Below are 19,293 nucleotides of genomic sequence, written 5' to 3'. Positions count from 1 at the left end.
TTAACCTTCGAAAAATAAAGGGCCCGCGGCGGTGAGGCCGAAGGCCCTCTGAAACGTTAAAGCCAATAGAAACTAAACCCGGTAATAAGGATAGGGCCGGTTTAAATTACCATACCGTTACATTGGCATAACCGCTGCTTTGATAACCTTCTACGACCATGGCCTGGTAAGCCCAGCTGCTGCCCAGGTTCATGCCTTTACTTTTCCAGGCATTAACGTGGTTGTTAAAGTTGATTTGCACGTTGCTTCCCGTCGGTCTCTTCGACTGTCTTACGCTCCAGTACTGGGTAAAGGTCTGGGTTCCATCGATCGAAGGCGCATTGTAGCGCGTGCTCGTATACAGATCATAGGTGCCTCCGTCGCTGGTAACGGTTCCTTTAAAGGTTCCTGTAGGTCTGTAAGTTCCCCAGCTGTCGACCACGTAATATTCGATGAGGGAATTCCTTGTCCATCCATAAAAAGCCAAATAACCATTGCCGGACGGCGAAAAGGCACCCGCATTGTAGTTGACTACCCGCGAAGCGTTCCCGGTTTGCCAGCCTTTGCCGATTACGAAATTGCCGCTGTTTGTCCACGAAACGCTGAAATTGCCTCCGGATCCGTTGGTTGCATTTACGGTGCCGCCGCCGTCGGTCCAATTCTGCCAATAGTCCGTCGCTGCATGGGTGGTTGCCCCGAACAAGCTGAAACTCATGGCTGCCGTAAGGAGCGCCGTCAACATTTTCTTTTTGAATTTAAGCATAAATCTACCTCCTAAAATGAGAGTTTGGTGAATGCTTGCCTTCTTGCGGACTGATCGCTGCTTCCCTCGCAATTACAGCTCAATCTGATCATCCATTCCTTTTGGATTCCACCTCCTCTATAACCAAATTATAGAAGTAAGCGCTTTCTTCACAACCCGACAAATTAAAGTTTGATCCCCCTAAGATTAAAGATTTTTAATAGTCTGATTCGCTAGAATTGAAAAAAACCGCGCCAGGCGCGGTCCATAAAGGATAGAATTTAACTTTATCTTTTTATTAAGAGCCGAACTGGGCTTCATGAAGTTGGCTGTAAACGCCCCCGGCAGCCACCAGCTCCTGGTGTTTCCCCTGCTCGGTGATGCCCCGCTCCGTGACGACGACGATCCGGTCCGCGTTTTTGATCGTAGCCAGCCGGTGGGCAATGACCAGCGTCGTCCGTCCCTCCGAAAGTTCGCTCAGCGACTGCTGGATGGCCTTTTCCGTTTCCGTATCGAGCGCCGACGTCGCTTCATCCAGAATCAGAATCGGCGGATTCTTCAGAAACATCCGGGCGATGGCCAGCCGCTGCTTTTGTCCGCCGGACAATTTGACGCCGCGCTCCCCGATGACGGTCTCCAAGCCTTCCGGCTGCGAGCGGACAAATTCATCAAGGCGGGCGCGCCTTACCGCTTCCCAAATGTCCTCATCCGAGGCTTTCAGGTTGCCGTAGACGATATTTTCTCTGATCGTGCCTGAGAACAGAAAAACATCCTGCTGGACAATCCCGATTTGCCCCCTCAGCGAAGCGAGCTTCATATGCGTGATATCAATGCCGTCGATCGTAATCGCTCCGGAACCGGCATCATAAAAACGCGGCAGCAGACTGCACAGCGTCGTTTTGCCCGCACCCGACGGGCCGACGAAAGCAATGGTTTCACCCGCACGGATAGTCAGATCGATATCTTTGAGCACCTTGGCTTCATTTTCATAACCAAACGTGACCTTGCTGAACCGGATGTCGCCGCGAAGATGATGAACCTCTAGCGCATCCGGCGCGTCAGCGATATCCGGCTCGGTCTCCAGCAGCTCCAGGTAGCTTTTGAAACCGGCCATGCCTTTGGGATAACTTTCGATCACGGCGTTGATTTTATTAATCGGCCCCAGGAATACGTTCGACAGCAGCAGAAATCCTACGAACTCCCCGCTCGTCATTTCCCCGCGGATGACAAACCAGGTGCCGCACACCAACACGAATAATATAATAAGCCGCATTAAAAAATAGCTGATCGACAGGTTCTGTGCCTGAATCTTGTAGGAAATAAATTTGGTTTGCCGGTACTGCTCGTTATTTTCGGCAAAACGTTCCGATTCAAAGCTCTCGTTGGTAAACGCCTGCACGACGCGAATGCCGCCGATGCTGTCCTCCACCCTCGCGTTGAATTCGCCGACGTCTTTAAACATCCGCTGAAAGGCGCGAATCATTTTCCGGTTGAAATGCAGGGCCAGGAAGACCAGTCCCGGTATAATCACCACGGCCAGGACGGCCAGCTTCCAATTGATCGTCAGCATGAGCACGAAGGCGCCGACCAGGGTCATGACGGCGATAAACAGGTCCTCCGGTCCATGGTGGGCCATTTCCCCGATTTCCATCAGATTGCTCGTCATGCGGGCCATCAAATGGCCGGTTTTGTTATTGTCAAAAAATCGGAACGACAGCTTCTGGACGTGATTAAACAATCTTTTTCTCATGTCCGTTTCGATATGGATCCCGAGCTGATGTCCCCAATAAGTCACGACGTACTGCAGCAGGCTGTTAAAGCCGTATACGGCCAGAAGCCCCACGCATGCCCAGAAAATAACCGGCCAATTGCCGCTAGGCAGCAGGTTGTCGACAAACTTGTTCACGACGAGCGGAAATCCCAGCTCCAGCAGCCCGGAAAAAACCGCACAGCAAAAATCAACGAGAAACAACGTTTTGTAAGGCTTGTAATAGGAAAAAAACTTCCATAACACGGGCTCCGCCTCCCTTCTTTGTACTCGGCACCTGCGAATGAATCCGATCATGGATTATGGATATAAAGCCTTTTATGCCCGCGAACGGGCCAGCAAATACAGAAAATACGGCGCGCCGATGATAGCGACAATGATTCCCGCCGGTATTTCCGATGGCTGCAAAATCAGCCGGCCTAGCAGATCGGCGACGATGACCATCAGCGAACCCATGAGTGCGGAAGCGGGAAGCAGCAGCTGATGTTTTGCTCCAACCAGCCTCCTTGCTGCGTGAGGCCCGATCAAGCCGACAAATCCGATGCCGCCGCTTACAGCCACGCATGAACCGGCCAATCCGACGGCGGCCGCAAGCAGGACCACCTGCTCTCTCGATACCCTTGCCCCCAGGCCGGTTGCCGTCATTTCGCCGAGATTCAGCACGTTCATCGTTCTCGCTTTATAGAAAACAAACGGAAGCAGGATCACGATAAAAGGCAGCAGGGCCAACACGAACTTCCAGTTTGTTCCCCAGATGCTGCCGGCCATCCAGGTAGCCACGAATTGATATTGCTCGGGACTGATCCGGAGCGTAATGACAATCGTTGCCGCGCTGATGCCTGCGGCGACGGCGACGCCGGTCAGCAGCATCCTGGTCGGCAGCAGCCCCCGATGACGTTTGTACGAAAGGACAAAGATGACGGCGGCTGTCAGCCCCGCTCCGATCCAGGCCAGAAACGGCAGCATAAAGACCGGAGCGTCCCCCGGAGTCGGGAAAAAAGCCACATACAGCAGTACGACAAGTCCCGCCCCGGCGTTGATGCCGAGAATTCCCGGATCGGCAAGGGCGTTGCGCGACACCCCTTGCAGGATGCAGCCGGATACGGCAAGCCCCGCTCCGATCAGTATTGAAATGACGATCCTAGGAAGGCGGAATTCGAACAGGATCAGGTTTTCCTTAGAGGATCCGCCTCCAAATAACGTCCGCAGCGTATCCATCGGCGATAGACGTATAAATCCGGTGTTCATGCTCAGGATGAACGCCATGATAATCAAGAGGCCGAGGATGAGCAGCATCAGAATCCCCTTCCTCTGCTTCCGTTTTGCCTCCGGAGACTTTCCGCTTTCAGGCAAACTTTCGGTTGTAGCTGGCATCCTAGATCCCTCTCCCTTCCTTAAACGAGATGTACAGGAAAAACGGGACGCCGATGAGAGCGATCAACGCGCCGATCGGCGTCTCGTAAGGCGGATTCACCATCCGTGCCGCAAGATCGGCCCAAACGACCAGCAAAGCGCCAAGCACGGCGGAGCACGGAATGATGAGCCGGTAATCGACGCCGACCAGCTTCCTTGTCAAATGCGGAATCATCAGGCCGACGAAACCGACTGCTCCGACGACCGATACGGCGGCTCCGGCCAGGATCAGGACGACAACGGTGCCCGCAAGTTTGACGGCCCCGCTCCTCAGGCCAAGACCTTTGGCGACGTCCTCTCCCAAACTGAGCATCGTGATCGATCTGGACAACAGGATGGCTCCGATCAAGGCGGCAAGCACCCAGGGAAACATGATTTTTAACTGAAGCCAGCCCGTACCGGCGATTCCTCCGGCGTACCAGAAAGCCAGATCTTGACCGATGCGAAAATAAAGGGCAATGCCTTCGCTAAGCGCGGTCAGCAGAGCCGATAAAGCGGCCCCGGCCAGAACAAGGCGCAGCGGCGTCAATCCCCCTCTGGCCATGGAACCGATGCCGTATACCAGCCCTGCGCCGATGCCCGCTCCAAGAAACGAATATAAAATCAAGAACATAAACGGCAGTCCCGGGAAAAAAGCAAAACACATCGCCAAAGCAAATCCTGCGCCGGCGTTTAAGCCAAGCAGCCCCGAATCTGCAAGCGGGTTACGCGTCATTCCCTGCATAATTGCCCCGGCCACGGCGAAGGAGGTTCCGACCATAGCCCCGGCAAGCACGCGCGGCAGCCGGAGCTCCTGGATGATCTGATGCTGCGTCAAATTCGGGTTATAATGAAAAACGGCTTGCCAGACGGTCAAAAAATGAATGTCCGCCGCTCCAAACGATACGGAGACACCAATGCTCAGAAGGAGGGCTATAATTCCGCCGACAAGAATAAAGGTGGCTGTCCACGGCCGTGATTTCAGCGAAACGGTTTTCAGCTTTTTCTCCGGCTCAGCCGGGTTTATCTCTGTTTTGCCTAAACTCATGGGAACCCGCCTTTCTATCAGAATGAACAATATGAAAGGGCCGCTTCAGCACAAGCGGCCCTGATAGGCATGCGTGGATGGGAGGAAAACCTATTGTTTTCCCGTAATGGCACTCACCACATCTTCGGCCTCCATGCTTTCCGCAATCGGGCCGGAAGACATCCAAGATCTCGCCGAGACTTTAAAGACCTGATTTTTTTTCACGGCAGGAATGGACTGCCAAAGCTGCAGTTTTTCGATTTGCTTGGAGGATTGGACGGCTTTCTGGAAATTTTCTTCCGTATCGATCGATCCTCCGTAGATGGCAAATATGTAGTCCGCGGTGAGCGAAGGCAAATCCTCCAGGGACAAATTAATGCCCCAATCATCCTCGGCTTTCTTCTGGAGGGCTTCGACGCTTGCGTCAGGCTTCAGGCCAAACTCGGTATAAACCAGGTTAAAGCTTGGGAAGAAGAGCTGCAGGTCCTTATCCGAAGGACGGATGAAAGCAACGGTTTTATCCGTCCCCACCGCCTGAACGATTTTATCTTTAGCCTGCTGCAGCATATCTTCGTGGCTTTGGATAACGGCCTTGGCTTTATCTTCAATCCCCAAAGCTCTGCCGATTTCGAGGACGGAGGTTTTCCAATCATCCGGCGCGAAAGCCAGCGTAGGAGCAATTTTGCTTAACTCGTCGTATCCTTTTTGATCAATCGAATTTTTCTGAACCAGAATCAAATCGGGATTCGTCTTCAGAATGGCTTCCAGGTTCGGCTTGAAATCCGGGCTTTCCGATACCGGAATGTTCAATTTCCGGATTTGGTCATCCAGATAATACCCTTTGAAATCAAAGGCATACACCATCGGTGCACCCAGCGACAGCATAAGGTCCTCTAATCCGAACACAGCAACCCGCTGCGGATGGGCCGGAACCTCCGTTTCCCCAAAAGCATGTTTAATCATAATAGGCTTGTCCGCATCGCCGGCGCTGTTCGGCTCGGCAGTTTCGACGGCCGCTTGCCCGGTGTTTGACTTGGCTGCCTCAGCCGTCCCGGCTGCGTCGCCGGAAGCTCCTTTATTTCCGCAAGCGCTGACCACGGCCATCAACAGCATCAGAGCCAGCAGCATAGTTACGGCCTTCCATGGGTTACGCCCTTTTACCGCAGCTGAAGCTGCGCTTCCGGGTCTCTTTGTGTTATTCACGTTCATGTTCCCCTCCGTTGTTGATAGTGATAATCATTATCGATAATGAGATTATATATCACCTGTTGTTCGGATTGGAATATGAAAAAATGCCGGATTTTGCAGGTTACAGAGCACGAAATACCTGCAGCAGCTCATCAAGCAGATGATCGTGTCGGTATGCGTTGTATTCCAGGATCGGCTCGGCTACCCAGGCCGGGCTTGATGTCAGAAATACATGACCGCTCCGGACGGCTTTGAGATTTTGCCAAACGGGCGACCGCTGCGTTTGAGCCCATAATTGGGATGATGCCGGATCCTTCATGACATGAATAAGCAGCAGGTCGGCTTCGAATGCCCCCAATTGGTCAACCGATACGAATTCGGTAAACCTGATCTGCTCTACCCCTTTAGCTGATGCAATTCCCAAATCGTCATAAAGAACCGTACCCGCCTTTTTGCCCCATACTTTGATGCCTTTGGAGCTGAAATTGGCAATAAGCAAAGAACCCTGCTTAAAAGCGGATGGAACGGCTTCCCTGACGGCTGCGGCCTTCTCGTCATAACGGGCCAGCCATTTGTCCGCTTCCTTCTCCCGGTCCAGGAACTGTGCGGTCATCAGCAGATGGCCTCTCCAGGTTTCCTGATGCCAAGGCAGAAACAAAACGGGAGCAATTTCGAGCAGCTTTGCTTTCTCATCGTCGGGAATCATCTCATCCAGCGCGATGATCTTATCCGGACGAGCGCGCCATAACGCATCGCGGTTAAAATCATAGTCGTGGCTCAGCGGGATTTTGACGTCGAATTTATATTTCTTCCGGTATTCATCCGTCCAGGACTGATCGATCGGTGCGGCATAAGGAATGATCTGCAGCGTCAGCAAATGGCCGATGTTGGGCCAGCTGTAGGCGGCGATCCGGCTGCTGCGGTTGGCCGTGTAAATACTTGGCGGAACCCCGACATACTTATTGAATTGGCTGCTGAAGTACTGCGAGTCTTTGTAACCGACTTTCTCTGCAATTTCCCGCAGTGTGCCGCCTTCCTCCAAATATTGTTTGGCTCGGTTGATCCGGATATCGGTGAGATACTCCATGGCGCTTTGACCAAAACGCTCTTTGAAGGATCTCATGAAATAATACCGGCTCATGCCGGCAAGCCGCGCCAAGTCTTCAACCGTAATGGCTTCCGGGTAATGCTGCTCCATATACTCGCGAACCTGTTCCAGGGTATTTTCGCGGGGTTCCGTTTTTTTCAGCAGCATATGAAGCAGGTCCTGAAATCCGGCGTGACTTGCAAACCGGTCTGCGGGATCGCCTGTGTTCCAGTGATCCATGATTTTTCCGCAAAGCCTCAACATTCGTTCAGGGGAAGGAACGAGGCCTGTCATTTGTATGGAGCGTTTTATTCCATTAGCCGCCTGGTCGCCGGAAACGTCCGGCATGGGCAGCTCTTCCGGCAGCGAAATATCGAACTGAAAAAGAAACAGGGATTGTTTGCCTCCGCCGGGGGAGTCAAATTCGAGTCGGGGTCCGGGAGGCACGACATAAATCTTGTCCGGGGACAAGGCGAACACCCTCCCGTCGATGACAAGATGTCCATGCCGCTGTACGCCGGTAATCAGCATAGGCGACGGACATTCCGCGAAGATGAGATCATTGCCATGGTGGTGATAGTTTCTTTTAACCGCATGGGTCAGGCTGAAACGAGCCCCGGAAGGCCATTCTTTTCCTATGGATTCGTTAGAGAACAAAGGAAAATCCAGCATGGATTCGTCCTCCTTTCGTTTTATCCAGGTACAAGGATTTACTTCAAGTTTTCGTATTTCCGAGCGCTGTCAAAAAGCTCTGACAAACGCCTTAGCTGGCTGTCAGAGCTCCTCTATTAACCTTGTACGGACAACAGCGAATCCGTAATAAATTGGAGTTGGGCCTCCAGCGAGACCGGATCGTTGTAGGTGTCGCCTTTAGGGTTCAGCTGGAACACGTGTCCGTTCTTCACGGCCGGCAGCCCCTTCCAGATGGCGCTGTCGTAAACGACCTTCGGATCGCTTGTATCTCCCGACCAGGGACAAGTGAAGATGATGTCTCCCGCGAAATCTGGAAGTTTCTCTAACGAAATCGAAGCCCAGCCTGTACCGCTGTCGATGGCCGCTGCTTGGGCCGCCTGCGGAGCTTTCAGGCCGAATTCGCCGTAGATGATCTCCCCGCCTCGTCCATAGTTATGCCCGAATACATAGAGTCCTTTGGCGTAAGGATTGAGGATCGAAACGGTTTTGCTGCCTACCGCCTCCTGCACCTTCGGCTTCAAGTCATTGATTTTCTGCTCCCATTGCGCTACCCAGGTTTTGGCCTCTTCCTCTTTGCCGGTCAATATGCCAAAATCGATCAATTGGTCTTTATAGTTTTTCTTGCCGTATTCGATGGCGACGACCGGTGCGATTTGCTCCAGCTTATCGATTCCCTCGGTACCCGTGTAAGTGATGATGAGATCGGGATTCAGCGCCAGGATTTTTTCCGGCGTAGGATCGGTGCCGATATCTTCAACGCCGTCCAATTTGCCTGCCAGGTAGGGATTCTCCATCGGTCCGGACACAACGCCCACCGGTTTTACGCCCAGAGCCAGGAAATAGCCGGTGTAGAAGCTCGTTAAATCGACGATGCGCTGCGGCTGTTTGGGAACCTCGACATCCCCGTTTCCGGCATGGAAAATGACAGTTTCAGCGGAAGCCGGCGTTTCGGAAGCCGCGTTCCCTGCGGAAGAAGCTCCATTGCTTCCAGTCTGCCCGCATGCTCCGAGCAGTAAAGCTGCTCCCAGTACAAAGACCAGGAATAAATAAAATCTCGTAGACTTATACAAAATGAATCCACCCCTATGTAAATGATAATGAGAATCGTTATCAATATAGCACGGGAAAGCGGTGCAATCAATTCCTTTTTTTTGAAAAATAATCTTTCTTATCGGATTTCGAGAAACCAGCAGCAAAAACCCCCACGATTTTGCAGGGGTTTCTTGAGGATCGATCCAATGAATTCTATGCCAAATTAGGTCGAAGTCTGGGTGAATTTTGATTTAAATTTCGATTTGTTTAATCACTTTCGCCGGATTGCCGCCTACCACCACGTTGGCCGGAACATCTTTGGTGACTACGGCTCCCGAAGCGATCACGACGTTATCGCCAATCGTTACTCCCGGGTTAATGACGGCTCTTCCGCCCACCCATACCTTGTTCCCGATCGTTACGGGTTTGCCGTATTCGGGTCCCTTAATTCGTTCGTAAGGATTTACGGGATGTGTGGCCGTGTAAATATGAACGCCTGGGCCGAACATGCAGTTATCGCCTATGCGAACCTCGCAGACATCCAGAATGGTGCAGTCAAAGTTCGCAAAAAAGTTTTCGCCGACATGAATGTTATAACCGTAATCAAACCGGATGTTCGGCTCCATCCCCAAACTGCCGCCCGTCGATCCGAGGAGATCTTTAAGTATCCGCATTCTCAGCTCCTCATCCGTTTCGGCGGTCTGATTGTACATCCGGGTCATCTTTCTGGCATAAGCGCGCTCGCGTGTCAACTCGGGATCCCAGGCTTCGTACAGCTCGCCATCCAGCATTTTTTGTTTTTCAGTTTTCATGGTTAGGGCTCCTTTTCTTTTTTTACGATCAGATTGTGACTTTGCTTACCTTCTTTTTTCTACTAACCTCAGTGAGTAGGCCAGGCTTTCCAGCGTCATGGTTATTAATCCATGCCTATAATCCTCATCCGGGCTTTCGAGCATGGTCAGCATTGGCATATGCATCTCCGGAATCGCCTTCAGGCATTCCTGACGGATGAGCTCCAGCCCGGACTGGTCCACCAAACTTCCCGTTAGAGCAACCGTCTCCGGATTTAGCACTGCAATCAAGCTGGACACGGCGCGACCAGCCAATACGTGAAAAGTAGTCCGGTCATGCAGCTGTCGGAACTGCTCCTCGGGAGATATGCCAAAAGGCAAAAAGGCGATTTCTCCGGCGAAACGGGTTTTGCCTCTATGGATTTGTCCATTCACCATAATTCCTGATCCGGGGAAGCAGCTCTGGTCAAAAGTGGCGACCACCACCGTTTGATCTTCTTCATAGGCCTGCTTCCGGTAATAGCCGTACACGGTCAGATTCATATCATTTTCGATAATGACTTCAATCCCGTGTTTTTCCCGGATAGGCGCTTCCAAAGGGACGTTGATCAACTCCTGGATCTCGCTGACATTTACGATTCCTTGATGAACAGCGCCGGGCACTCCGATGCCGACGGCTCGAATTTGCGGATATTGGCGGATTAGCCGGTCAATCCGATCATGGATTACCGGAGGATCCATCACTGCATTTTCCTGGTAACCCTCATGGATCGTTTCTCCTGCCAGATTAGCAATCCGGTAGGTAAGGGAGTGGGCTTTCGTCCCGACTTTAATGATCAGGCAGGCAATATAGGAAAAGTCCATATTGTACTTATACCATTTGGCCGGCCGGCCGCCGCTGGATTCTTCCCGGTCCAGCTCCAATAACTCGCCGGTTTCTTTCAATTCGTTCAGGATGCTTCCGCAGGTCGCAATACTTAAGCCCGTTGCCTGCGCGACCAGTGCTTTGGTACCCTGATTCATGGTTTTAAGAGCTTGGCGGACCAGCTCCTGATTCATTTTTTTAACTTGTATCGTATTGTGGATGACGGGATTCATGACGGCTGTCCCTCCTTCTTCTCCTTTATCACAAGTCTTTTAATAAGTGTTACAATAAAGGTTTCATTGGAATGGGTCAAGCGGATATCCTTTAAAATAAAAAAGCTGCTTCGGCCCGGGTAAATCAGGCTGAAGCAGCTTTTCGCTTTTTTTCAATTTCTTGGATTCCTTCCCTTCCGGGATCGTAATCCTCTTCTTTTTACTTCCCAGAATCATTCATGCGTTTTCCATTTGCATTCCGTCAGCTTGATCTCGCTAAACACCGCTTTGAAGGAGGAGTCCTCCGGGCTGCAGGCATAGATCCCGAGCTGAATTTCTCCAGCCCCTTCAAATAAATGAAAAATACGCATTTGCTTATAAGCCGCTCCGTCATACGATTGTTCGATCAGAAAATCGCTTTCCCGGCGGCTGACCCGGTAATACATCTGTTTAACGGCCGCCTCGATATCGGTGGTAGCCCAATCTGAAAATCCGTGATTCGTCACTACGCTCCCTAGCCGCTGATATTCATCATTTTCGTATTCAATTGAAGCTTTCGACCAGTTATCGCTATTCTGGTAGATGATCACTCCGCATTGATCAAAACGGTGTTTGCTGTCGAACTCGGTTTTCACTTCAAAAGAAAAAAACGGTTCATCCATCTTGAACAATAAAGCCGGAGCGTTATCATTTCTGAACCCATAGTAAGTCCGCTGCCAGAAATCGGTGCCCGGGTCGGTATGTATGACAATTTGGTCTTCCTTAATCAAGTAATTTTGGGGCTCGTTTAACCAGAAAAAGTCGAACGATTTTTTTTCCACTCAACCTGCCTCCTGACGGATTCCATTTCTTCCCGAATAATAAACTACAATACCCACATTACCACCAATCCGTACAGGATTCCAACACCCAAGACTCGCAGAAAAAAGGAGCCCCAGGGGCTCCCTTCGTTCCTTCTCTTAATAAGCGCCGCGAATATGATCGTGAACCTGATCCACGTAAAATTCCCGCAGCCGCTCGTGTTCCTCCGCACTGAACGGTTTCGCGGCCATTACGCCAAGGTTATCCTCGACCTGCCGGACGTTCTTGAAGCCCGGAATGACGCAGGTGATTTCTTTAAAGTCCAGCAGCCAGCGGAGCGCGGCCCGCGTCATGTTGCCGCGGCCTTCCGCCATCCAGCCCAGCTGGGAGGCGAGTTCCACGCCTTTCTCGAAAGGCAGCCCCGCAAACGTTTCGCCGACGTTAAACGACGCTCCGTCGCGGTTAAAGTTCCGGTGGTCCTCTGCTTCAAAGGTAGAGTTGGCCGTGAATTTGCCGGTCAGCAGGCCGCTCGCAAGGGGCAGGCGGACCAGCAGCCCTGCGCCGCGTTCGCTCGCGCGGGGAAGAAGTTCCGCGATCGGCTTCTGCCGGAAGATATTGAAAATAATCTGCAAAGCCTGCACGCCGGATTTCTCCAGGCAGAACAATCCTTCTTCCACGGTCTCGACGCTGACGCCGTAAGCGCGGATTTTACCTTCCTGCTGCAGCTTGTCCAGCACCTCAAACACAGCCCCCTGCTGTAGAATCTCAAACGGCGCGCAGTGGATTTGATACAAATCAATTGTGTCGCGCTCCAGCCGTTTCAGGCTGTCCTCGCACCACTGGCGCACACGCTGCTCCGAATAAGCCTGCGGATCAAAGATGTCCCCCTGACGGCAAAATTTCGTAGCGATATGAATTTGATCTTCCTTGCCTTTAGTGGCCCGGGCGAGCAGCCGCTCGCTTCGGCCGTCGCCGTATACGTCGGCCGTATCAAAGAAGTTAACGCCTTCCTCCATGGCTTTATCCAAAGCGCGGAGCGATTCGGCTTCATCGGTCTGTCCCCAGGAGCCTCCAATCGCCCAGGTGCCAAAGCTGACTTCGCTGACCTGCAGGCCCGTTCTGCCGAGCGGACGTTTGTTCATAAACGTAGCCTCCTTATTTTTTTACAAATAAATCCCAACGTTCCTATTGTAGCAAAATCAGGCATGAACACGCTATCATAAATGCTTTATCATGCCGTCTTTAGCCGCTTCCGCTTCGTCCCCTGCTTCATTCGGTTTCATTCGCTGTTCCTTTTGCCGGTTTCTTCACAGTTCTGCCCGCCTTGACGTGTTTTAATTGGGCGACAATAATTACGCTGATAATGACCAGAAGGAACCAGGAGCTGATTTTGCCTACGCTGACCGGGTGCCAGGCCTGGTACTGGTCCGGATACTTCCAGGCGTTGAAAAAAGTAGCTATATTTTCGGCCAGCCAGATAAAGAACCCTACAAGGAAAAAAGCCAGCGTTAACGGCATTCGGTAGGTCGTATTCCGCACGCGGTAAAGGATCCAGGTTCTCCAAAAGACAACCAGCACCAGCAGCGTCAGCCACCAGCGGAAATCCGCAATAAAATGATGCGTGAAAAAGTTCAGATAGATGGCGCCGCCAAGCAGCCCCGCGGAATAAAGGCCCGGCCAGCCGGTCATATCCATCCTCAGCCTGCGCCATACCTGACACATATAACTGGCCACGCTCGCATACATAAACCCGCTATATAGCGGTACACCAAAGATTTTGGTGAACGCGGGTTCCGGGTACGACCACGATCCCATATGAACCTTGTAGATTTCCAACGCTAATCCGATTAAGTGGAATACGCCTATCACTTTAATTTCATCAAAGGTTTCGAGGCCGCTCCGGTACATCACGTATTGCACGGCCAGCAGGATCAGCAGAATGAGATCATAACGATGGATCCAGGGGAACCGGATGTACCCGGACACGGCTAATGTTGTAAAAATCGCAACGGGAAACAGGCAGCTCATCGCCTGATGATAACCAAAATGCAACAGTTGTACGATGGGTTTCATTGACTTTATCACCTCGTACGCTTCAGGATCATCCTTAAAAGCCTTCGTCCGCTTTATATTCCATAATATCCCCCGGCTGACAGTCCAAAGCCCTGCAAATCGCTTCGAGGGTGGAGAAACGAATCGCTTTGGCTTTGCCGTTTTTTAATATAGAGAGATTTGCCATCGTAATTCCTACCCTGTCCGACAGCTCGGTTACGCTCATTTTCCGCTTGGCCAGCATCACGTCAATATTGATAATAATCGCCATTGTGTTCACCTCAGACCGTTAAATCGTTTTCGGATTTCATATCGACGGCATTTCTTAAAAGCTTCTCAAGCACGGCTGCAAATACGCCAATGACCAGGGAGGCGAAAATAATGACCAGCCCGATCACGATGATGCCCGGAGCGTCGTCCATATCTGCCATGAGGTACAAGAAAGGAAGAATCGCCACGTACAAAATGCTGATGACAAAAGCGCAGAATTTAATGATTTTCAAGGCTCTCACGGACAAATTCGAGAAGGCGGTGTTTTTGTCTATGTAGCTCAGAAGTTTGAAAGCCTGAAACAAAGCCGTAAAATACGGGATGGCTGAGGCATACATGCCAATTAAAGTCGGATACAGCCAGGAGCCCGGAAAATAACCGTCCAGCCCTTTTACGATTGCCGGCAGTCCTAAGACGCACAAAGCCAAAATTACGAGCCCAAACAGACATACGGCCGCCTTTAAAAAGAGGGTTGATACGCGTTCCATAAATTACACCTCACTTGTTTTCTTCAAATAGAATTTACCACGTAATTTATCGATAATCAATAAATAATTATTAATTTTAAGTATGTTTTTATTGTTTCAATCAAAAAAAACCTTCTGCCACGAATCAGCGGCAAAAGGTTTTGGATTTTTTTGAGCTTGATTTTATTGCGTTTTTACGGCTAAACGTCTTTCCTCCATGATCTTCCGCACTCTGTCCCTTGTAACCCCATCCTCAAGCGGAATATGGATAGCGATCAGCAGGTCTGGAATATCCGGGGAGGCTTGAAAGGTAATATAATCAAAAGCCAGCTCGCCGACGACAGGATGATAAAGGATTTTGTGAGCGTGCGAGTAGTTCAGCACATCGTGAAGCTCCCAGAGTTTCTTGAACTCTTCGCTGGCTTCGGATAAAGCCCTGACCTGTTCGCTCCACCAAGGGTCATCGACATGGCGGGCATATTCATTACGGAATTGGGCGACGGTCTGCCGAGCGTGCTCCTCCCACTGATTCCCCTTCATTATACGGAAATTTTCCGAAGCAAACGTGATCCACAGCAGGTTGCGGCCTCTTTCCGATCCCTTATTCAAGTCTTCGTACAGCAAAAACATCGCTTCATTCCAGGCAATAATATTCATCCGGTCATCCATGACGCAGCCGGGACTGGTGCCGAGCTCGTCCAGAAGCCGCTGTAAAACGGGGCTTACCTTGATTTGGGGAATTTCTTTCACCGGAGGCGGCTGCCGGTGGGCAAGAAGAAACAGATATTTTCTTTCTTCGGTGTCCATCTGAAGCGCTACCGCCAGATTTTCGAGCAATTCCCTGGATACCTGAATCGGGCGCCCCTGCTCCAGAAAGGTGTACCATTCCAGGCTGATCCCGGCGAGCTCGGCAACTTCCCCGCGCCGGAGACCCGGCGTCCGTCTGCGTCCCCCTTCGGGGATCCCGGCTTGCTTGGGCGTGATCCGCTCGCGCCGGCTGCGAAGGAAATGAGCCAATTCTATATTGCGAATCATTTCTTTATTTTCCAACCCACGTTCCTCCTAGCTTCAAACTTAGGCAGGGGAGTGGCGATACCAGTATAATCAGTCACCTTTTTAGCCTGCTTTTTCATATATAAGATATTTTATGTGAAAGCAAAAACTTAATCAATTCCCCAAGAAGGAGCATGAACATGAAAAAAGATTCCAACACCATTCTTATTACGGGAGGCGCAACCGGCATCGGTTTCGCGCTCGCCGAAAGATTCATCAAAACCGGCAATGAGGTCATTATTTGCGGCAGAAGAGCGGACAAGCTCGAAGAAGCCAAAGCGAAGCTTCCCCAGCTTCATATCTACCAAACTGACTTGTCTAAAGCGGAAAATCGCGTGAAGCTTTACGAACAGGTTACACAGGACCACCCGGACTTAAACGTATTGATTAATAACGCAGGCATTATGCGTTATATGGATCTCGATTCCAACGAGCCTTGGGAAGATACTGCGCTTGAAATCGCAATTAACTTGGAAGCGCCGCTCCATCTTTCGATGCTGTTCACGCAGCATTTTAAGGGAAAAGACCACCCTGTGATTATGACTGTTACTTCAGGGCTTTCTTATGTTCCGCTTGCCACTATTCCAGTTTACTGCGCGACGAAAGCAGCTATTCATTCGTTGACATGGAGCATGCGCAATCAGCTTGAGAAAGATAACATTGAAGTTATCGAAATTAATGCTCCGCTTACCCAAACGGATCTTGGAAGCCGGGAAAAGAATGCAGGTGGAGTAACGGTAGACGAATTTGCGGACGAAGTGATGAAAGGACTCGCGGCAGGATCCCAGGAAGTGACTTACGGATGGTCTCATCTTACGTCCCGGGCTACCCGTGAAGAGCGTGAGGAAATCTTTAATCAGCTTAACGGCTAAAAGACAAAACCCGCCTGCTATCAGGCGGGTTTTTCCATTTCCATTTCTATCCCTGTTTCAAGGAGTAGGCGCTTTTGCGGGCTTGTTCAAACCGGAGGATGCGTAAATATCGGCCGCCAGCTTAACCGCTTTAAGTCCCTCCCACCCGTCGATCGAAAACGGGGTCCCTTTCTCCAAGCAGGAATAGAAATCGTGTATCAGGCTGGCGTGGCTGCTGCCCCAGTAGGATTTCCCGGGAGAGTCTCCGGGGGCCGAGGCGCCGCACAGTGTTTGTTCCACCCCATCCTTCACGAGGTAGAGGGAGTCGTTCCGCTGGACCAGCTTGCCGTCTTCAAAGACGATCTCCAGCTCGACCGGCGAATTTTCTACATAGCCATTTGTGGCATAAAAGATCGCCGCTGCTCCGTTCGAGAAACGAATGCGGGCGTGGGCGGTATCCTCCACCTCGATAAAATCACCTAACGCATCCGTAGTCACGCTGCCTCGGACCGTCTCGATTTCGCCTCCGAACCACTGCAGCAAATCCAGCGTGTGGATCGACTGGTTCATCAGGACGCCGCCGCCCTCCGAATCCCAGCTTCCGCGCCACGGGCTTTGCGTGTAGTAGGCTTCATCCCTGAACCAGGTCACGACCGCTTTCATGCCAATCAGCCTGCCCAATTCGCCAGACAGCGTCATCTCTTTAATTCGGACCGACGCTTCGTTATACCGGTTTTGAAAGCAGACGCCCAGCTGCTGCCCGCTGCCCGCAGCGGCTTCGGCCAGATTTATACCCTCCTGTACCGTATGGGAAATCGGCTTTTCGGTCAGCACGTGTTTACCGGCCTTAAGCAGAGAAAGCGCCATTGGAGCATGCTGATTATGCGGCGTGCATAAATGAACGACCTGAATATCCGGATTCCGGAGCAATTCCTGGTAGTCCGTTAAGGCCTCGCAGCCATACTCCCGTGCGGCGAGATTCGCCCGTTCCGGGTCCGTATCGACCACGGCCCGCAGACGAACCCCCTCCAGTCCGGCCAATGCCTTGGCATGAACCGGAAAAATACTGCCGCAGCCTACTATGGCTGCTCCTATTTCCTTCATCTCTATCGCCTCTCTCGTTAAAACTGCAGCAAATGTCCTTCCTTGCCCGTGAGGGTCAGCGCCTGCTTTTGCGCCTGGAGACAAAGCTCGGCTGCTTTGAATACATGCTCCTGCGTCATGGCTTTTTCGGTCCGGTGCAAGCAGTCCAGAATCAGCTCCCCGAAAAACGGGTACCCGACCTTTCCGCTGACATCCGCGTAGTGTTCGCCTTTCTTATCGGCCCAATAAACGTGATCGCCGCTCCCGGAACGGGCGAGATCCACGTATTTTCGCAATTCGATATACCCTTCCGTTCCAAGAATGGTGCACCTGCCGTCGCCCCAAACGCTTAGGCCGTCCGGCGTAAACCAGTCCACCCGGAAATAATTCGAAGCGCCGTTGTCGCCGACGAGGGCAGCGTCTCCGAAATCCTCAAGCTCCGGATATTCGGCGTGCGCATAGTTCGCCACCTTGCTGTGCAGCACCTTGGCATCCTTACAGCCGGCATAATAAAGAAACTGCTCGATCTGGTGGCTGCCAATGTCGCAAAGAATGCCGCCGTATTTCTCTTTATCAAAAAACCAGTCCGGACGGGTCGGGGCATTCAAGCGGTGCGGTCCCAGACCAATAACCTGAATGACCCGTCCGATGGCGCCTTCCTCGATCAGCTTGCCCGCGTATACGGCACTTTCGACATGAAGCCGTTCGCTGAAATAAACCATGTATTTGCGTCCGGTTCCCGCGACCGCCTGTTTGGCGTCCTCTAATTGAGCAAGTGTGGTGAAAGGCGTTTTGTCAGTAAAATAATCTTTGCCTGAAGCCATCACCTTCAGTCCCAGCGGCCCCCTCTCATTCGGTACGGCCGCCGCGGCTACCAGCCTGACTTCAGGATCTTCCAAAATCTCTTCCGGCGAACGTGCCGCCCGAACCCCTGCATAACGCTCCGTAAACTCCTTTACCTTGACGGGATCCGGATCGAACACCCATTTCAGCGTGGCTCCGGCCTCCAGCAGCCCGTTGCACATCCCGTAAATATGGCCGTGATCCAGCGCCATGGCCGCCACAACAAAGCCGCCAGGTTCAATGACTGGCTTGGCTTCATGGACCGGGGCGTACATCATGCCGTCTTGTGCGCTCAAGCCTTAACCCCCTCGCATTTCCCAAGCAGATAGTTCAAGCTGATGGATACGCTCTCGAACGGATCCCGCTGGCACTCATCCTGTTCGACGATCCTCCACTCTACTCCGGTCTCATCGCAGGCTTGGATAATCGCGTCATAATTCATGTTTCCTTCGCCGACTTCGGCGAAAACCTGTTTCCCGGATAAGATCGCCATATCTTTGAAATGAACGACCTGCATCCTTCCTTCAGCCTTGCGGATCCATTCCACCGGATCGCCTCCGCCGGCCTGAACCCAGTAAAGATCAAGCTCAAAATCGAAAGAGGCCGGGTCAGTTTCTTCAAACAGAATTTCCATGCCCGTTTTATCCCCGAACCGTTCAAATTCAAAATGATGATTATGATAAACAAACTGAAGGCCGTATTCGTTTTTCAGCTTTGCTGCGATTTCTCCGGCTTGCGCGGCAAAGGTTCTGTAGCCTTCCTCCGAACCCCTGAACGATTCAGGCATGGAGCCAAGGCCGACATAGCGGCAGTTCCACAGCTTATGCTGCTTCGCGACGGCATCGAGCTCATTGACCAGCCGCTCCCACGGTATATGGGTCGCGCATATGGACAAACCGGCGTCATCCGCCAGCTTTTTGACGGTTTCAGCCGGAATGGGGCCGATACCCGAAACCTGGGCGGACCGGTAGCCGGCTTCCGCTACCTTCAGCAGAGTCTCTTTTAATCCTTCTTCGGTTTGGGTGAATTTCCGCAGAGTATACAACTGTACGGCCAAGTTTTCGGGTCTCATCTTTTGAGATCCTCCTTTTTCATAT

The 19,293-nt window shown here is 51.7% G+C and carries 19 protein-coding genes; 1 reads left to right on the top strand and 18 read right to left on the bottom strand.

Annotated features, from left to right (window positions below):
- Window positions 1–106: 106 nt before the first annotated feature.
- From AC3ZPD_RS03090 to AC3ZPD_RS03020, 15 genes are all read right to left on the bottom strand, one after another.
- On the bottom strand, window positions 107–742 hold the full coding sequence (locus tag AC3ZPD_RS03090; RefSeq protein WP_490982789.1) for a glycoside hydrolase family 11 protein: 636 nt from the start codon (window positions 740–742) through the stop codon (window positions 107–109).
- A 277-nt stretch (window positions 743–1,019) separates the two neighbouring features.
- Window positions 1,020–2,735, bottom strand: a complete 1,716-nt coding sequence (locus tag AC3ZPD_RS03085; RefSeq protein WP_490982788.1) for an ABC transporter ATP-binding protein — start codon at window positions 2,733–2,735, stop codon at window positions 1,020–1,022.
- 72 nt (window positions 2,736–2,807) lie between these two features.
- Window positions 2,808–3,785 (bottom strand): FecCD family ABC transporter permease, encoded by a 978-nt coding sequence (locus AC3ZPD_RS03080; protein WP_490982830.1) that lies wholly within the window; start codon window positions 3,783–3,785, stop codon window positions 2,808–2,810.
- A gap of 79 nt (window positions 3,786–3,864) precedes the next feature.
- On the bottom strand, window positions 3,865–4,929 hold the full coding sequence (locus AC3ZPD_RS03075) for a FecCD family ABC transporter permease (RefSeq protein ID WP_490982787.1): 1,065 nt from the start codon (window positions 4,927–4,929) through the stop codon (window positions 3,865–3,867).
- A 90-nt stretch (window positions 4,930–5,019) separates the two neighbouring features.
- On the bottom strand, window positions 5,020–6,111 hold the full coding sequence (locus tag AC3ZPD_RS03070; RefSeq protein WP_490982786.1) for an ABC transporter substrate-binding protein: 1,092 nt from the start codon (window positions 6,109–6,111) through the stop codon (window positions 5,020–5,022).
- Between the two features lie 106 nt (window positions 6,112–6,217).
- Window positions 6,218–7,855: a helix-turn-helix domain-containing protein gene (locus AC3ZPD_RS03065; RefSeq protein ID WP_490982785.1), complete on the bottom strand. Its 1,638-nt coding sequence runs from the start codon at window positions 7,853–7,855 to the stop codon at window positions 6,218–6,220.
- A gap of 116 nt (window positions 7,856–7,971) precedes the next feature.
- A complete protein-coding gene (locus AC3ZPD_RS03060) occupies window positions 7,972–8,946 on the bottom strand; it encodes an iron-hydroxamate ABC transporter substrate-binding protein (protein WP_490982784.1) in 975 nt (324 codons plus the stop codon).
- 213 nt (window positions 8,947–9,159) lie between these two features.
- Window positions 9,160–9,720: a sugar O-acetyltransferase gene (locus AC3ZPD_RS03055; protein ID WP_490982783.1), complete on the bottom strand. Its 561-nt coding sequence runs from the start codon at window positions 9,718–9,720 to the stop codon at window positions 9,160–9,162.
- Window positions 9,721–9,765: 45 nt separating this feature from the next.
- The gene (locus AC3ZPD_RS03050; RefSeq protein ID WP_490982782.1) at window positions 9,766–10,797 is read right to left on the bottom strand and encodes an ROK family protein; all 1,032 of its coding nucleotides are present in this window, start codon (window positions 10,795–10,797) and stop codon (window positions 9,766–9,768) included.
- 212 nt (window positions 10,798–11,009) lie between these two features.
- Window positions 11,010–11,597: a DUF1349 domain-containing protein gene (locus AC3ZPD_RS03045; RefSeq protein ID WP_490982781.1), complete on the bottom strand. Its 588-nt coding sequence runs from the start codon at window positions 11,595–11,597 to the stop codon at window positions 11,010–11,012.
- Between the two features lie 138 nt (window positions 11,598–11,735).
- Window positions 11,736–12,719, bottom strand: a complete 984-nt coding sequence (locus tag AC3ZPD_RS03040; RefSeq protein WP_490982780.1) for an aldo/keto reductase — start codon at window positions 12,717–12,719, stop codon at window positions 11,736–11,738.
- Between the two features lie 127 nt (window positions 12,720–12,846).
- Window positions 12,847–13,650 carry a DUF817 domain-containing protein gene (locus AC3ZPD_RS03035; protein WP_490982779.1) on the bottom strand — a complete coding sequence of 268 codons (804 nt, stop codon included), beginning with the start codon at window positions 13,648–13,650 and terminating at the stop codon, window positions 12,847–12,849.
- Between the two features lie 34 nt (window positions 13,651–13,684).
- Window positions 13,685–13,900, bottom strand: a complete 216-nt coding sequence (locus tag AC3ZPD_RS03030) for a helix-turn-helix domain-containing protein (RefSeq protein WP_490982778.1) — start codon at window positions 13,898–13,900, stop codon at window positions 13,685–13,687.
- Window positions 13,901–13,910: 10 nt separating this feature from the next.
- The gene (locus tag AC3ZPD_RS03025) at window positions 13,911–14,387 is read right to left on the bottom strand and encodes a DUF2975 domain-containing protein (protein ID WP_490982777.1); all 477 of its coding nucleotides are present in this window, start codon (window positions 14,385–14,387) and stop codon (window positions 13,911–13,913) included.
- Window positions 14,388–14,549: 162 nt separating this feature from the next.
- Window positions 14,550–15,416, bottom strand: coding sequence for a helix-turn-helix transcriptional regulator (locus AC3ZPD_RS03020; RefSeq protein ID WP_490982776.1), 867 nt, complete (start codon window positions 15,414–15,416; stop codon window positions 14,550–14,552).
- Window positions 15,417–15,559: 143 nt separating this feature from the next.
- Between AC3ZPD_RS03020 and AC3ZPD_RS03015 the strand changes: the two genes are divergently transcribed.
- A complete protein-coding gene (locus AC3ZPD_RS03015; RefSeq protein ID WP_490982775.1) occupies window positions 15,560–16,291 on the top strand; it encodes an SDR family oxidoreductase in 732 nt (243 codons plus the stop codon).
- Window positions 16,292–16,348: 57 nt separating this feature from the next.
- Here the strand turns inward: AC3ZPD_RS03015 and AC3ZPD_RS03010 are convergent, their stop codons facing one another.
- Genes AC3ZPD_RS03010 through AC3ZPD_RS03000 form a run of 3 tightly spaced genes read right to left on the bottom strand, consistent with a single transcriptional unit; the run spans window position 16,349 to window position 19,268 of the window.
- Window positions 16,349–17,374 carry a Gfo/Idh/MocA family protein gene (locus tag AC3ZPD_RS03010; RefSeq protein ID WP_490982774.1) on the bottom strand — a complete coding sequence of 342 codons (1,026 nt, stop codon included), beginning with the start codon at window positions 17,372–17,374 and terminating at the stop codon, window positions 16,349–16,351.
- A gap of 17 nt (window positions 17,375–17,391) precedes the next feature.
- Complete coding sequence (locus AC3ZPD_RS03005) at window positions 17,392–18,492, bottom strand: Gfo/Idh/MocA family protein (RefSeq protein ID WP_490982773.1); 1,101 nt, start codon at window positions 18,490–18,492, stop codon at window positions 17,392–17,394.
- A complete protein-coding gene (locus AC3ZPD_RS03000) occupies window positions 18,489–19,268 on the bottom strand; it encodes a sugar phosphate isomerase/epimerase family protein (RefSeq protein ID WP_490982772.1) in 780 nt (259 codons plus the stop codon). Before AC3ZPD_RS03000 ends, AC3ZPD_RS03005 begins: the two co-directional genes overlap by 4 nt.
- Window positions 19,269–19,293: the final 25 nt, after the last annotated feature.

The organism is Paenibacillus mobilis (genome assembly GCF_058267595.1).
The sequence above is the reverse complement of the archived record's forward strand: the minus strand, read 5'-3'. Positions and strand labels throughout refer to the sequence as shown.

What these genes read in the sequence shown, in the direction of transcription:
- AC3ZPD_RS03090 (WP_490982789.1), bottom strand. Translation starts at nt 742, where the DNA reads ATGCTTAAATTCAAAAAGAAAATGTTGACGGCGCTCCTTACGGCAGCC.
- AC3ZPD_RS03080 (WP_490982830.1), bottom strand. Translation starts at nt 3,785, where the DNA reads ATGCTGCTCATCCTCGGCCTCTTGATTATCATGGCGTTCATCCTGAGC.
- AC3ZPD_RS03075 (WP_490982787.1), bottom strand. Translation starts at nt 4,929, where the DNA reads ATGAGTTTAGGCAAAACAGAGATAAACCCGGCTGAGCCGGAGAAAAAG.
- AC3ZPD_RS03065 (WP_490982785.1), bottom strand. Translation starts at nt 7,855, where the DNA reads ATGCTGGATTTTCCTTTGTTCTCTAACGAATCCATAGGAAAAGAATGG.
- AC3ZPD_RS03055 (WP_490982783.1), bottom strand. Translation starts at nt 9,720, where the DNA reads ATGAAAACTGAAAAACAAAAAATGCTGGATGGCGAGCTGTACGAAGCC.
- AC3ZPD_RS03050 (WP_490982782.1), bottom strand. Translation starts at nt 10,797, where the DNA reads ATGAATCCCGTCATCCACAATACGATACAAGTTAAAAAAATGAATCAG.
- AC3ZPD_RS03040 (WP_490982780.1), bottom strand. Translation starts at nt 12,719, where the DNA reads ATGAACAAACGTCCGCTCGGCAGAACGGGCCTGCAGGTCAGCGAAGTC.
- AC3ZPD_RS03035 (WP_490982779.1), bottom strand. Translation starts at nt 13,650, where the DNA reads ATGAAACCCATCGTACAACTGTTGCATTTTGGTTATCATCAGGCGATG.
- AC3ZPD_RS03030 (WP_490982778.1), bottom strand. Translation starts at nt 13,900, where the DNA reads ATGGCGATTATTATCAATATTGACGTGATGCTGGCCAAGCGGAAAATG.
- AC3ZPD_RS03025 (WP_490982777.1), bottom strand. Translation starts at nt 14,387, where the DNA reads ATGGAACGCGTATCAACCCTCTTTTTAAAGGCGGCCGTATGTCTGTTT.
- AC3ZPD_RS03015 (WP_490982775.1), top strand. Translation starts at nt 15,560, where the DNA reads ATGAAAAAAGATTCCAACACCATTCTTATTACGGGAGGCGCAACCGGC.
- AC3ZPD_RS03010 (WP_490982774.1), bottom strand. Translation starts at nt 17,374, where the DNA reads ATGAAGGAAATAGGAGCAGCCATAGTAGGCTGCGGCAGTATTTTTCCG.
- AC3ZPD_RS03000 (WP_490982772.1), bottom strand. Translation starts at nt 19,268, where the DNA reads ATGAGACCCGAAAACTTGGCCGTACAGTTGTATACTCTGCGGAAATTC.